General features: G+C 65.1%; 9 protein-coding genes and 2 tRNA genes. 6 read left to right on the top strand and 5 right to left on the bottom strand.

Annotated elements, in window-relative coordinates; all coding sequences use genetic code 11:
• Positions 1-158 precede the first annotated feature (158 nt).
• From ABDB81_RS25145 to ABDB81_RS25135, 3 genes are all read right to left on the bottom strand, one after another.
• The gene (locus ABDB81_RS25145; protein ID WP_346813902.1) at positions 159-3,737 is read right to left on the bottom strand and encodes a UvrD-helicase domain-containing protein; all 3,579 of its coding nucleotides are present in this window, start codon (positions 3,735-3,737) and stop codon (positions 159-161) included.
• Complete coding sequence (locus ABDB81_RS25140; RefSeq protein WP_346813901.1) at positions 3,734-6,688, bottom strand: PD-(D/E)XK nuclease family protein; 2,955 nt, start codon at positions 6,686-6,688, stop codon at positions 3,734-3,736. The genes ABDB81_RS25145 and ABDB81_RS25140 overlap by 4 nt, the downstream gene beginning before the upstream one ends.
• A 65-nt stretch (positions 6,689-6,753) precedes the next feature.
• Positions 6,754-7,044 (bottom strand): hypothetical protein, encoded by a 291-nt coding sequence (locus tag ABDB81_RS25135; RefSeq protein ID WP_171020436.1) that lies wholly within the window; start codon positions 7,042-7,044, stop codon positions 6,754-6,756.
• 367 nt (positions 7,045-7,411) lie between these two features.
• On the opposite strand from ABDB81_RS25135, the gene trxA reads away from it, so the two are divergent.
• From trxA to ABDB81_RS25105, 6 genes are all read left to right on the top strand, one after another.
• A complete protein-coding gene (gene trxA, locus ABDB81_RS25130) occupies positions 7,412-7,738 on the top strand; it encodes a thioredoxin TrxA (RefSeq protein WP_137926050.1) in 327 nt (108 codons plus the stop codon).
• 189 nt (positions 7,739-7,927) lie between these two features.
• Positions 7,928-9,190 (top strand): transcription termination factor Rho, encoded by a 1,263-nt coding sequence (gene rho, locus ABDB81_RS25125; RefSeq protein ID WP_137926051.1) that lies wholly within the window; start codon positions 7,928-7,930, stop codon positions 9,188-9,190.
• A 103-nt stretch (positions 9,191-9,293) separates the two neighbouring features.
• The gene (locus ABDB81_RS25120; protein ID WP_160472616.1) at positions 9,294-10,151 is read left to right on the top strand and encodes a M90 family metallopeptidase; all 858 of its coding nucleotides are present in this window, start codon (positions 9,294-9,296) and stop codon (positions 10,149-10,151) included.
• Positions 10,152-10,325: 174 nt separating this feature from the next.
• Entirely contained in the window at positions 10,326-10,583 is a 258-nt protein-coding gene (locus ABDB81_RS25115) for a type B 50S ribosomal protein L31 (RefSeq protein ID WP_137926053.1), read from the top strand.
• A gap of 156 nt (positions 10,584-10,739) precedes the next feature.
• Positions 10,740-12,521, top strand: coding sequence for a glycosyltransferase family 39 protein (locus ABDB81_RS25110; protein WP_137926054.1), 1,782 nt, complete (start codon positions 10,740-10,742; stop codon positions 12,519-12,521).
• 96 nt (positions 12,522-12,617) lie between these two features.
• A complete protein-coding gene (locus ABDB81_RS25105) occupies positions 12,618-13,967 on the top strand; it encodes an MATE family efflux transporter (RefSeq protein WP_346813900.1) in 1,350 nt (449 codons plus the stop codon).
• 127 nt (positions 13,968-14,094) lie between these two features.
• Here ABDB81_RS25105 and ABDB81_RS25100 read toward each other — a convergent pair.
• Positions 14,095-14,171: transfer RNA gene (locus ABDB81_RS25100), tRNA-Asp, on the bottom strand.
• A 66-nt stretch (positions 14,172-14,237) separates the two neighbouring features.
• Positions 14,238-14,313: transfer RNA gene (locus ABDB81_RS25095), tRNA-Glu, on the bottom strand.
• Between the last annotated feature and the right edge of the window lie 155 nt (positions 14,314-14,468).

The raw sequence follows: 14,468 nt of genomic DNA, 5'->3' as shown, positions 1-14,468 counted from the left end.
TGCAATGGGAGAGGGGTTGGGGGTGAGGGCCCAGCCGCTCAAGATGCCACCGTGGCCGTTTGAACCGCCTGCCCTCACCCCCAGCCCCTCTCCCGCTCGCGGGAGAGGGGAGAAAACCAGCAGCAGGACAGTTGAACCTATTCTGCGCCCAATCCCCCTCAGAACAAACTCCCTTGCTGCGACGTGGAAATCGGGGCCGGAGAACGCGGTGCCATGCGTAGTTGCCCGGCATCGATCCACTCGTCGGCTGCCGTTGCCACGCCTGCCTCGATCCGCTTGTCCGGGAACATTGGCTGCACAGCGGCCACGTAGCGGGCCAGCTGGGCGCCGTAGGCGGCGTGCTCCTGGGGCAAGAGCCGCAGCTTGTAGTCGATGATCACTACGCGGTCGTTGAATTCCACGAGCCGGTCGATACGCAGCAAGCGGCCACGGCCGTCGTACAGCTCCACTTCGTTGCGCGCCGACACCGCGTCACTCGGGAACAGCAACGGCCGCAAGCCCGGCGCCGCCAGCATCGTGCGCAGGTCCGCCAGCGCCGCCTCTGCCTGTTGCTGCCAGCGCTCGCGCGCCTGCGGCGCACCGGCACCCGCCAGCGGGAACCAGCGCATGATCGTTTCTACATCAGGCACTGCCCCGTGGGCGTCCGGATAGCGCGTCAGGCGCTCCAGCAAAGCGTGGACGAGTTCGCCATGCGCTGCGGCAGCGGCATCGAATACGGTCTCTTCGGCTTCCTCCTCGAACGCATCGTCGAGAACCGCCTCTCCCGCACCGCGATACCGCAGCCGGAAGTCCGCATAGCGAATGCGTTCGCTGACCGGGGCGAGTGTATCCACGGCAGCGATATCGGCCTCGGGCCAGGCGCCCACCTCAGCGCCCACCCCTGCCGCCGCGAGCCGCACATACCAACTGCCCGCGATTTCGGCGCCCGCCTCCTCCTGTGCAGCCTTGCTCACGCGCCCTTTCACGCCGCTGACCAGCAGCCCCTGTTGCGCGCGAGTCATCGCCACGTAGAGCAAATTCCAGTTCTCGCGCTCGGCCAATGCGGCTTCCGCTTCGAACATCGGCGCGCGCGCCAGCCCGCGTTCGCTGCGCTTGCCGTAGGCCGAAAAATGCCGAGGCACGGCCGAGGCTGGCGGCCAGTCGACGAGGATGCCGCCCCGATCCGCGGCCGGATTACTGTGATTGGCGTCGAGCAGCACCACGAACGGCGCTTCGAGCCCCTTGGCCGCGTGGACGGTGAGGATATGCACGGCATCGAGCTGGCTGTCCCCGCTATCGTCGGGTTCGGCGTCGGTGTCTTCGGTGCCTTCGCCCATCCCGCCCTCGTCGGGGCTCTCGTCTTCCTCTCCCCGGCGAATTTCCTGCAATTCGTCGATGAACTTCGGCAGGCTCGGATATCGGCCGCCGTCGAGGTCGAGCGACAGCTTCAGGAACGCGTCGAGATTGGCCAGCACCTGCTCGCGGATGGCCGACGGCGCGGCTTCCGCATAGCGGCGGCGCACCTCGCCCTGGTGATAGATCCGGTCGATCAGGTCATGGACCGGCTTGTGCGGCGCCAGCGCTAGCCAGGCGCGCAACCGCTCTACCCCATCGCGCAGTGCATCGGACACCAACGCGGGCAGCCCCAGCGCCTCGATGCGCGCCCACCAGCCGCCCTCGCCTTCCTGCGCGGCCAGCATCATCAGGTCGTCGTCGGTAGCGCCGACAATCGGACTCTTGAGCACGTGAGCGAGATCGAGATCTGACTCCGGCGTCATCAGGAATGCCAGCAAGGCCGAGATGTCGAGCGCTTCCAGCGTGGTCAGCAGCCCGCCGCGCCGAGGGCTCAGGCACGGGATGCCGGCCTCGCGCAGCGCCCTTTCATAGTCGGGCAGATAGGTCTTGCGGCGCACCAGCAGATGCATGTCACGCCAGCCGGCGCGACGCTCCTTGTCGCCCTCGCGCACGGGCACTTGATCACGCAGGTAATGCAGCCACGCAGCCACGCGACGGCCCTCCTCCAGACGCAGCGAATCCCCCTGCTGGCGACGCGGCTGCGTCAGCGTATCGCGATGGCCGTCTTCGGCAGCATCTTCCTTGTCAGCATCGTCTTCCGCAGCGTCACCAGCTTCGACCAATGGCAACAGCCACACCGGTCCGCCCGGCTGCGTCAGCGCCGTGGTCTGCGTCTCGTAGAGCGGATAGCGGCCCTCGTTGCGGGCGTGGTCGAACACGGCGTTGACCCAATCCAGCACCTCAGGCCGATTGCGGCGCGTACGGTTCGTGCGCAGCACGCCCGCGTGAAACGCCGCTTGCAGCATGTCGCGCGCCGCGTCAAACAGGCGGGCGTCCGCTCTGCGAAAGCGGTAGATCGACTGCTTCGGATCGCCGACGAGGAACACGGTCGGCTTGTCGCCCAGTCCCTGGTAGCCGGCCAGCCAGCCCTGCAGGATGCGCCACTGCAGCGGATTGGTGTCCTGGAATTCGTCGAGCAACAGGTGCCGATAGCGCGCATCGAGCCGCACCTGCAGATAGGTGGCGGTTTCCTCGCTGGCCATCAGCTTTGCGGCCAGCCATTCGAGGTCCGCGAAATCCATCGCCCGCTGCTCGCCCTTATAGCGGTGGTAGCGATCCAGCAGCGCGTCGCCCAACCGGTACAGCGCGAGGTTGATGGCCAGCACCGCCGCCTCGCAACGACGCGCCGCGATCTCTTCGAGCCGCTCGCAATGCGCCGCCATGCAGGCCACCAGCTCGTCGGCGCTGCCCTCGCTGCCGCATGCCTTGACCAGCGCGCTCGTGCGTTTCATCGAACGCGGCTTGCCGGCATCCGTGAAGAAGGCGCTGCGCAGCACGTTGAAGGCTAGCGTGGCCGCGTCACCGGCCCCGGCGCCTGCCTCGCGCCACGCGCGAATGGCTGCAATGCCATCCGCGAGACGTCCGGCATGGCCCTGCTCCGTCTTGCCGCCCCGCCCCAGCGTCTGCGCCAACTGCGCACATTCGTCGAGCCATTCGTCGTCGGCCAATGCCTCGACCAGGACATCGGACGTGGCATCCTCGCCCAGATCGTCCGCCAGAAGCCGTGCGGGATCGCCAGCCTCGCGGAACGCCATCCACTCGTTGCGGGCGTGGAACATGCGGTCGAGCAGCCCACGCGCCTGGAAATCGCCGATGGCATCGACGAGTTGCTCGTACGCTTCGCGCAGTTCGGCATGCTGCGGATGCGCCAGCGCGCGCCAGAACGGCGCCCACGCCTCGCGCTTCATGCGCAGCGCATCCTCGCGCAGCGACGCTCCGGGCACGATGCCCGACGAGAGCGGCGCGCCACGCAGCAGCGTGCCAAACCATCCGTGGAACGTGTCAATGGCCATGCGGCCCGGCGATGCCAGCACCTGCGCATGCAGTTGACGCGCGCGTGGCAAGGCAGCACGCGCGGCGTCGGCGGTCAGTCCCCGCATTTCAAGTTGGCCCAGCACAGCCTCGTCGGTGCCGCTGGCGAGTTGCGACAGCACCTCCAGCAGACGCTCGCGCATTTCCTCGGCAGCCTTGCGCGTGAACGTGATCGCCAGGATCTCGTGCGGCGCGGCGCCGGCCAGCAGCAGGCGCACGAGTCGCGCCACCAGCAGCCAGGTCTTGCCGCTGCCCGCGCAGGCTTCGACCACGACGGATCGCGCCGGATCGCAGGCCGCGCGCGTGAAATCGGCCTCGCCAACGGGTTCACCGTCGCGCAGATAGGCATGGATCGATGGGCTGGCGGTCATGACTGCAGGTCCGGCAAGGCGGTGGATTCCCAGAAGCCCTTGCGGCACAGGCCGCGGGCTTCGCAATACGTACAGGCGGCGGCATCGCCGAAGGCGGGTAGTTTGGCGCCCTGCCGCAGACGGCCCACGTCCTGCCGCAACTGGCGTTCGAGCCAGGTCACGGCGGCCTGGAACTCGGGCAGGTCGATTTCGCGTTGCGCGCCCGGCGTGCTATCCCTGCCGCCCTGCTTCACGCCTTCGAGCGACACCCAACTGCCGGCCACGGCATCCGCACGCAACAGCCCATAGAACGCGAGCTGGCAGTCTTCCTCGGCATCGCCCACCTTGCGCCGCAGGCGGCTGGCTGGCTGCGTCTTGTAGTCGAGCACGGCATGGGCGCCGTCCGGCCCCTTGTCCACGCGGTCGATCCGTCCGCCGAGCCGCAGCGGCATGCCATCGGGCATCGCCATGTCCACGCCGGCATCGAGTTCGCCAGCGCGCCAGTACCAGCCCATTTCCTCGCGAGCAGACTGCCACGCGACATAGGAAGGCAGCACCTCGCACCAGCGACGGTAGTAGCTAATGGCGTTGCCGTCCTCTGCCATTTGCTTGCCGAACACGGTATCCGAGATCTCGCGCAACCGCGTCAGCCGGCGCGCATCGTCGCGTTCACCGCTGGCGTGGACTTCCTCGTGGTACTGCAGCAGCACGCGGTGCAACAGGTTGCCGATGTCGCGCTTCTCAAGATCATCATTGAGCGTGTCCAGCCCAGCCAGCCCCAGCATGCGGCCGGCGAAGAACTGGTACGGACAGCGCCGCAGCATGTTGTACGCGGCCGCGCTCCAGCGTGCAGGCACGCGCTCGGGGGCCGATGGCGCTGGCATGTAGCCCGGCTGCGCGAAGGTGTCGAGCCACTGCGGCACGGCACTGGCTTCGATCGGCGCCCCGGCCCGCGCACAGCAGGCCGACAACCGCTCGATCCAGCCCGAAACGTGGTGCGGCTCGCCCCGGCCGCCGAAACGCTGCCACGTCAGCACCACGTCATCGTTGTTGAGCAGCACCTCGGCCAGATCCCGCGCCTGCTGCGCGAAGCGCGCCTCGCGGTCTTCCAGGCCGAGTTCGCGACGCATCTGGTTCGAAAAGAACATCAGCTCGGCGGCACGGGAGGGCAGTTGCGCATCGTCGCAGCCCACCACTACCACGCCCTCGAAGCGCCGCATACGTGCGCCGTTCAGCGGCAGGATCGTGATGCGCGCCTGGCTCTGCGCGCCGGGCTCCTTGTAGGCCACCGATTCGAGCAGCGCCGACAGCATCGCGCGGAACTCCTGCTGGTTCAGGGTAGCGTGGCCGCTGGTCTCGTCCTCTCCCAGTTCACCGAGCCGGGCCAGCGCGTCGAGCAACTGCTGCCCCGCATCATCGGCGGACAAGGCCGCACGCATGCCGAGCGTGTCGAGCATCGCATCGAGCCGTTCCAGCCAGACCGACAACGGCTGCTGGGCGTGGCCGCGCGGCCACTGCGAGGCTTCGTCCGCCAGCGTGGCGATCAGCGCTCTGGCGGCGGCGCGAATGTCGAGCATGGCGTCGCTGGCCTCCATGGTCTCGATATCGACAACGGTCTGGGAACCGGACTCCTCGGTGCGCTGGCGCTCCGCAAACAGATGCCGCAGACGTGGCCAGCCGCCAGTGATCACATCCCGGCGAATCTGGCGCTCCAGCAGCGCGATAGCGGCGCCACGGTGGGCAGCATCCGGCAGGCAAAACGGGCTTTTGAGCAGATCGAGCAGCGCGGCCGTGTCGCCATCGCGTACAAGCACGTCGAACCAGCGCATCAGCGCTGCCGCCGCACGCGTGGTCGAGAGTTTCCAGCCGGTTTCGTCGCGCACAGGCGCACCGGCACGTGTCAGCAGCGCGCGCGTGCGCCGCGCCACGACCCGGTCGTGCGCCACCAGCGCCACGTGCTTGCGGCCTTCGTTGAGCCATTGAACGAGCTGGTCGGCCGCCGCCGCCGCCTCGTCCTCGAACCGTGCGCTGCCGATGACGCGCACGCGCGGTCGCTTCGCAGGCAGGCTTTGCGGCAAGACGGGGGGCGGCGCGGCGCTGGCCTCCTCGTCGGCCTCCCTATCCTCGTGGGAATCAAGCGTGCGGCATGCCTCGGGCCACAGCGCCAGCAGCGTGCGATACCAGGCCCCATCGTCTTCGCTATCCGGGTCGTCGACCTCAGTCGCCGCACCGGTCCAGTCATAGCCGATCTCGATGGTCGGCACGAGTTCGCCCGCCTGACGCAGGAACGCGGCTTCGATAGGCTCCGGTGGCGTCGGACCGATCCACAGTACCGGCCCGGGCACCATCATCGCTAGACGCTGCAGCGCGCGACGGCGTGCAGGCAGTGGATCCTCCGGACCGGACAGCATCTGCCAGAACGCCAGCACGATCTGTGCTTCCTGGCCGAGAAACCGCTCGGTCAGGTGCGCGTAGGTACGTTGCAGCGCGCCTTGCAGCAGAGCTGCACGGTCATCGCCGTCGATATCGTCATCCTCGCGAATCGCGGCGTCCTCCAGCCAGCGTGCGCTCAATTCGTCGCTGATCGACAGCAGCGTCTGCGCCAACCCCCAGGCCGCACCCTCGGTCTGCGCGCCGAACGCTTCGCGCAACCAATCTTGCGCGCGGATGGCCTGCTGCACGGCCAGCAGCCTGGCTGCGTGGCTGCGTGCCGGCACCGGTTCGCTTTCGAGATCGGGAGGCAGGTCGAGCAGCCAATGGCCAAGCGTCAGCACGCGCGGTAGCAGCCGGGGCTGCCCGGCGGCGCGCGCGGCGGCGTCCAGGGCCTGGCGCACGCCGGGAATCTGGGCGGCGGTGGGTACGACCACGTGCGCATCCGCCGCGGACGGCCCGCAGCGGTCAAGGAAATACCACGCAGCCGTGGCGGCCTGTTCCAGGAACGAAGGGCCGGGGGGAAACGAAAGCCGGGTCATGGATGAAGGGGGCGCGGCTGCGCGACCGCGGGGCGACCCGGCGCCCCACGGCCATGCAGCGAATATTAGTTGTCGTCTCCGCCGTGCTCCAGGCGGGCACGGAGCTCGCGAGCGGTCTCCAACAACCCCTCGTAGCCCGAGCGGGCATGTTCGGGCAGGTCGGGGTCGCCGATCAGCGTGCCGAGCGTTTCCATTACGCTGTAGACCAGCCCCTTGGCGGCGCCGGTGGCGATGCTGTCGGATTCGACGGCGGTGGAAAGATGCGCCAGCGCGTCGCTCAACTGATCAGCGTCCGGAGCCTGCTGCGGGCTGGCCTGGGTGTCTGGTGTTTCGGGCTTGCTGGGTTCGGGCGTCATGATGATGGCCTTGGTCGGAGTGTGTGGAAAGTCCGCGTCAGTCATTCTACGCGTGCCGGAATGCCCCCTGAGGTGCATTCTAGATCATGCCAGCGAACCCGCCCTGCTGCTGCGCAGCACACAATAACTCCAATAGGGGATGCCGATAGCGTGCATCTCTCGGGCCCATTGAAACTATTATCGGCAGGGAGCGCTGCAGTGCGCTTGAATTCCGGCAAGCTGGTAACATATCGGCGCCAAGGGCCGCGTGCATGCACGCCGAGCCTCACCGGCGGAGCAGTCCGATGTCGTGTAAGGTAGCGGTCAGGTCTTGCGCAATTCCGCCATCACCAATACAGCGTAAAAGCAAACCCAGAGGTTTCCCGCCATGAGCGATCAAATCAAGTATGTGAGCGACGCATCGTTCGAAGACGACGTTCTCAAGTCCGACAAGCCCGTCCTGCTCGACTTCTGGGCGGAATGGTGCGGCCCCTGCAAGATGATTGCCCCGATCCTGGACGAAGTCGCCCGCGACTACGCCGGCAAGGTCCAGATCGCCAAGATCAATGTCGATGAAAACCAGCAGGTGCCGGCCAAGTTCGGCATCCGCGGCATCCCGACGCTGATCCTGTTCAAGAACGGCGAAGTGGCCGCCCAGAAGGTTGGCGCACTGTCGAAGTCGCAACTGACCGCGTTCCTGGACGCACAGGTCTAATCCACAAACCGGCCGGGGCGTCCGCGCCCTCGCCATGCATGATCCGGCTTCGCGTGCGCCTGCCCTGGCGCGCCGGCCGGATTGTGCTAAGATGCCACCCAACAACTTCCCCGAGCGTTCGCTCATTCCTCCCCCTTCTCCAAGGTCTTGCCCGTTCGGGCCCTTCTGTACCCCCTGTACCCTTTGTCTATGCACCTGACAGAACTCAAATCGCTTCACGTGTCTGCGCTTCTCGAAATGGCGGCTACGCTCGAGATCGACAACGCACAACGGATGCGCAAACAAGAACTGATGTTTGCGATCCTCAAGAAGCGCGCCAAGATGGGCGAAACCATCTACGGAGACGGCACGCTGGAAGTACTGCCCGATGGCTTCGGTTTCCTGCGCTCGCCGGAAACCTCGTACCTCGCGAGCACGGACGATATCTACATCAGTCCCTCCCAGATCCGCCGCTTCAACCTGCATACCGGCGATTCGATCGAAGGCGAAGTGCGCACGCCCAAGGACGGCGAGCGATATTTCGCGCTGGTCAAGGTGGACAAGGTCAACGGGCAGCCGCCCGAAGCGGTGAAAAACCGCATCATGTTCGAGAACCTGACGCCGCTGCATCCGAACCGGCCGCTCCAGCTCGAACGCGATATCCGCGCCGAAGAAAACATCACCGGCCGTATCGTCGACATGATCGCCCCGATCGGCCGTGGCCAGCGCGCCCTGCTGGTGGCATCGCCGAAATCCGGCAAGACCGTGATGCTGCAGCACATTGCCCACGCAATCGCGAACAACCATCCCGAAGCGGATCTGTTCGTGCTGCTGATCGACGAGCGTCCGGAAGAAGTGACCGAGATGATGCGCTCGGTGCGCGGCGAAGTCGTGGCGTCGACCTTCGACGAACCGGCCATCCGCCACGTACAGGTGGCCGAAATGGTCATCGAGAAAGCCAAGCGCCTGGTGGAACTGAAGCGCGACGTGGTGATCCTGCTGGACTCGATCACGCGTCTGGCCCGCGCCTACAACACCGTGGTCCCGGCATCGGGCAAGGTGCTGACCGGCGGTGTGGACGCCAACGCGCTGCAACGTCCGAAGCGTTTCTTCGGTGCCGCGCGTAACCTGGAAGAAGGCGGTTCGCTGACGATCATCGCCACGGCGCTGATCGAAACCGGCAGCCGCATGGACGACGTCATCTACGAAGAGTTCAAGGGCACGGGCAACATGGAAGTGCACCTGGAACGCCGTCTGGCGGAAAAGCGTGTCTATCCGGCCATCAACCTGAACAAGTCGGGCACTCGCCGCGAGGAACTGCTGATCAAGCCGGAAATCCTCCAGAAGATCTGGATCCTGCGCAAGTTCATCTCGGACATGGACGAAGTCCAGGCCATGGAATTCATCCTCGACAAGATGAAGCCGACGAAGAACAACGCAGAGTTCTTCGACATGATGCGTCGTGGCGGCTGATTGCGGCTGATGCCGTAGCTGTCCCTTGCGATGCATGCGGAAAGGCGTACCCTTCGGGTGCGCCTTTTTTATTTTCGGCGCTCGCCAACCCTTCCGGAAAACGATGCTCGGCAAACTGTCCAGCTTTCTGCGGACCCGCTCCCGCGAACGCAAGCTCGCCCACTACGCCATCCCCGACGAACTTTGGGCGCAAACAGTGGCGGCGCTACCGTTCGTGCAACGCTATGTGGCAGAGGATCTGACCGCGCTCCGCGAACTGGCCACGCTGTTCATCGCCAGCAAGGAATACTCGACGGCGCACGAACTCGAACTGACCGACGAGATGGTGGTCAGCGTGGCCGTGCAAGCCTGCGTGCCCATCCTCAAGCTGGGTATCGAGTGGTATCGCGGCTGGCACGGCATCGTGCTGTATCCCGGCGAATTCCTGATCCGCAAGACCGTGGAGGACGACATCGGCCTCGTGCATGGCGTGGAGGAAGAAGCGAGCGGCGAGGCCTGGGAGCATGGCCCGGTCATCCTGTCCTGGCCCGATGTCCATACGCCGGGCGCCGGACTCGACGGCGACCACGCGCTACCGGCCGACACCTACAACGTGGTCATCCACGAGTTCGCCCACAAACTCGACATGCTGGACGGCGAACCCGACGGGGTGCCGCCCTTTTCGCGCGTGCTTCACCCCGGCATCGACGCCGAAGCGTGGGCGGAATCGCTACTCGCCGAGTACGATCGCTTTGCGGATGCCTGCGAACAGGTGCCCGACGCCGACTGGGACCACCCCGAACGCCTCCCGCCAGCACTCCTCGTCATCGACCCCTACGGATGCGAGGCTGCCAGCGAGTTTTTCGCGGTGGCGTCAGAGACATTCTTTGTCGAGCCAGGCGGATTGCAGAAGCATTGGCCAGTCCTTTACGACACGCTGGCGAGGTTCTATCGACAAGATCCCGCAAAACATGCGGCTTGAGGCGCTTTAGCGCCGACCCCATTGTCGTGTTGCCAATGTCCAAGGAGATTGCCCAAGTGCTTGTTTTTCTGCCATAATCCCGGTTTGCCCGTTACAGGCAAGTGGTTCGCTCGCGCAACCCAGCAGGTTGTGCATCGTAGAGCGGACTGGCTACCCAACCAGAAAGGAAGCACCATGAAAGAAGGCATTCACCCGAATTACCGCGAAGTCGTGTTCCAGGACATGTCCTGCGACTTCAAGTTCGTGACCCGTTCGACGATCCAGACCAAGGACACGATCGAGTTCGAAGGCAAGACCTACCCGCTGGCCAAGATCGAAGTGTCGTCGGAATCGCATCCGTTCTACACCGGCCAACAGAAGATCATGGACACGGCTGGCCGCGTCGAGAAGTTCCGTCAGAAGTTCGGTTCGAAGCTGGCCGCCAAGAAGTAAGCGCGCCGCTCTACCGAGCGAATGCCGCGCCTGCCGGGACAGATGCTCCTGCAGCGCGCGACCTGACAAAGAGGCAGCATCGGCTGCCTCTTTGCATTTGTGGCCCACAATAGCGGCTTGTGCACAGCTGTGGGTTGCCGCCACGAACCTCTGCCGATGTCCCAAGCCAAGACCACTCCCGTTCACCTGACCGCCGCCGCCACCGGAGCCCTGCCGCGTTACCTGCTGCTGGCGATCTGCATCATCTACGGATTGACTGGACTGTTCGGTCGCGATCCATGGAAGAACGAGGATGCGGCTGGCTTCGGCGTGATGTGGCAACTGGGTACGGGCGGCCTGCAGGACTGGCTGATGCCGAACATCGTCGGCCGCCCCTACAGCGAGGACGGCCCGCTGGTCTTCTGGATCGGCGGCCTGATGATCCGGCTGTTCGGCGGATGGCTTGGCGCACCGGATGCCGCACGCCTGTCCACAGCGCTGTTCTACTTCGGCACCTGCGCTTTCATCTGGTATTCCACCTATCTGCTGGGCCGACGCGACGAAGTGCAGCCGTTCGCGTTCGCGTTCGGTGGCCAGCCCGATGCCCGCTCTTACGGCCGGGCGCTGGCCGACGGTGCGTTGCTGATCTTCCTGGCCTGCGTGGGCCTGGCCATGCGCGGCCATGAAACCACGGCGCAGGTCGGTCAGGTCTGCTTTATCGCGTTCATGCTGTACGGCATGGTGCGCAGCCTCGACATGCCGATCCAGGGCAGCCTTTGGTTCGGCGTGGGCCTGGGCGCGCTGTGCCTGGCCAGCGGACCGTTGCTGGCGACTTCGCTGCTGGCGGCCACAATCATTGCGGGCGTGGTGTGTCAGCCGTTGCCGCTGCGACGTCTGCTGCCTATCGGCGTGGGCATAGCGCTGGCGATGGTACTGGCGTGGATGGCCGCGACCTATTTCGGCGCCACGGTCACCGATGACGCCGTGACCTTTATCCGCGAATGGGCACGCTACGACCGCCGTACCTACGGCGCGCCCAGTTGGCAAACCGGCGGCTTTATCGCCCGGAATTTCTTCCTCTACACCTGGCCGGTCTGGCCGATCACGGCCTTCGCGTGGCTGTCATGGCGCGGCATGCGCCGGGCCGCTCACGTGGCGCTACCGCTGACGGTACTGGCGATGCTGTTCCTGCTGCTCGTGCTGCAGCGCAGCCCCGGCGATGTACAGTTCATTCTTCTGCTGCCGCCCATGGCCATCCTGGCGGCGTTCGCACTGCCCACGTTACCGCGCGCGGCAATCAATGCGATCGACTGGTTCGCCCTGCTCTTCTTCACGATCTTCGGCGGCACCGTCTGGTTCATGTGGATCGCCAAGACCACCGGCTGGCCACCCAAGATTGCCGCCAATGTGTTCCGCCAGATTCCCGGTTTCCAGCACACGTTCACGGCCACGGCCGTGGTTATCGCGTTGATTGTCACGCTCGCGTGGGTATTGGTCGTGCGGTGGCGCCTGTCGCGGGCGCCCAAACAGATCTGGCGCCCCGTGGTCATTTCGGCCGCTGGCACCACGCTGATGTGGGTGATCGCCATGACGCTGTGGCTCCCTTCGATCAACTACGGCAAGACGTACCGCGACGTGGCCCAGGCCGCTTCGCTGGCGCTGCCGTCGACCTACCGCTGCGTGCAGCCGATCCGGATGGGCAATGCGCAACTGGCCTCGTTCGCCTACTTCGGGCATATCCGCTTTGGCGGTCCCGAGGACGGATGCGACATCCTGTTGCGGCACGATGCCGTCGACTATGGCGCCCCGGGCAACCTCTCGCATTTTGAATGGCGCCTGATCTGGGAAGGCCGACGCCCCGCCGACCGCGATGAGCGGTTCCGCATGTATCGACTGGTCGATCTGTCGACCGTCAAGCCGGCCCGCCCCTCGTCGCAGCGACGCCTCCCACCGCAGTAATGCGGTAGGCGGCAGTTCGGCGCCCCTGACGCAACCTGCATGGTCTTCCTGGCCGTGCAGGCATCACGCGTTGTCATCCTCCAATCGACAATAACAATGAGCAGCGCGCTGCAGGACCTTCGTCGCATCATCCATCTGGCCGCGCCGGTACTGGTCGGCCAGCTCGCCGTGATCGCTTTCGGTGTCATCGATACCATCATGGCCGGTCGCGCTTCCGCGGCCGACCTCGCAGCCGTTGGCCTGGGTGGCTCGATCTATGTCACCGTCTATATCAGTCTGATGGGCGTATTGCAGGCCCTCTCGCCGATTGCCGGGCAGCTCTACGGTGCGGGACGCACTGCCGAAATCGGCGTCGAAGTCCGACAAGCGGCATGGCTCGGCGTGGCCCTGGCCGTTCCGGGCATGCTGGTGCTGCTGTTTCCGGAGCCGCTACTGGCCTTCGCCAAGGCACCACCCGAACTTGTCGACAAGGCGGCACGATACCTCCACATCGTTGCTTTCGGGCTGCCGGCTGCACTGGGCTTTCGTATCTACATGGCGCTCAACAATGCGCTGTCCCGGCCGATCATGGTCACCGTGCTGCAGATCGGCGGGCTGGTTCTGAAAGTGCCTCTCAACGCGTGGTTCATCCACGGCGGCTATGGCATCGAGGCCATGGGCGGCCCGGGCTGCGCCCTGGCGTCGACGATCATCAGCTGGGTCTGGTGCATCGTGGGCCTGTGCATCCTGCGGCTCGGCAGCGCCTACCATCCGCTGGGCATTTTCACACGATGGGAATGGGCACGTCGGGACCGGATCATGCCGCTTTTACGGCTGGGCGTGCCAATGGGCCTGACCTATCTGATAGAGATTACGTCGTTCACGCTGATGTCGATCTTCATCACGCGGCTTGGTACCGAGACGCTGGCCGGTCACCAGATCATCGCCAATCTTGGCGCCGTGGCGTACATGATGCCGCTGTCGCTATCGATTGCCACTTCCACGTTGGTGGCTCAGCTCATCGGCGCTCGCGACATGGCCGGTGCGCGTCGCCTGGGCTGGCGAGGCATCCGCTTTGGCGCAGGCATGGCCGTTGTCGTCGGGGTTCTGCTCTGGCTGCTGCGCGAACCACTGCTACACGCTTACGTGAAAGACCCTGCCGTGATTGCGAAGGCTCTGCCGCTGGTGCTGTTCGTGGCGTTCTACCAGGCGTTCGATGCCGTGCAGGTCATGACCGGCTTCATCCTGCGCGCCTACAAGATTGCGTTGATTCCCACGCTGATCTACGCCGGCTCACTATGGGGCGTCGGTCTCGGCGGCGGCTACGTCCTGGGATTCGGTCTGATCGACTGGATGCCAGCCTTCACGCGCGGCGCGTCCGGATTCTGGATTGCCAACAGCGTGAGCCTGGCAATCGCAGGAACATTGTTGGTGAGGTATTTCATGAGGGTGAGTCGAGTGGGTTGAGGGACCCCTACCGCTTCAGTTCCCCTCTCCCCCGCCCCTCTCCCGGAGAGGGGCGCAGACCGTCGGGGCTTGCTTGTATTTCGTACAGACGAAAAAAAAGCCTGCTTGCGCAGGCTTTTTTAAAAGTTGGCGGAGCGGACGGGGCTCGAACCCGCGACCCCCGGCGTGACAGGCCGGTATTCTAACCAACTGAACTACCGCTCCGTTGTTGGTTGCTATCTGGAGCTTCGCTCCGGACAGCCAACTGGACGAGTGATTACGTCCAATGTTTGGCGTCCCCTAGGGGATTCGAACCCCTGTACTCACCGTGAAAGGGTGATGTCCTAGGCCTCTAGACGAAGGGGACAGAAATCGATTGCAAGCAACGTTTCCGTCTACTGCTGCGAAGTCCGCTATTCTAGCAGAACTTTCACAATTTCAGGCAACTTTTTTACTACCCCAGTGCCTGTTCAACCCTGGTGGAGCTAAGCGGGATCGAACCGCTGACCTCTTGCATGCCAT

Source organism: Cupriavidus sp. DL-D2, assembly GCF_039710735.1.
In the GTDB taxonomy this organism is placed as follows: domain Bacteria; phylum Pseudomonadota; class Gammaproteobacteria; order Burkholderiales; family Burkholderiaceae; genus Cupriavidus.
This window is presented reverse-complemented; position numbering and strand designations above follow the sequence as displayed.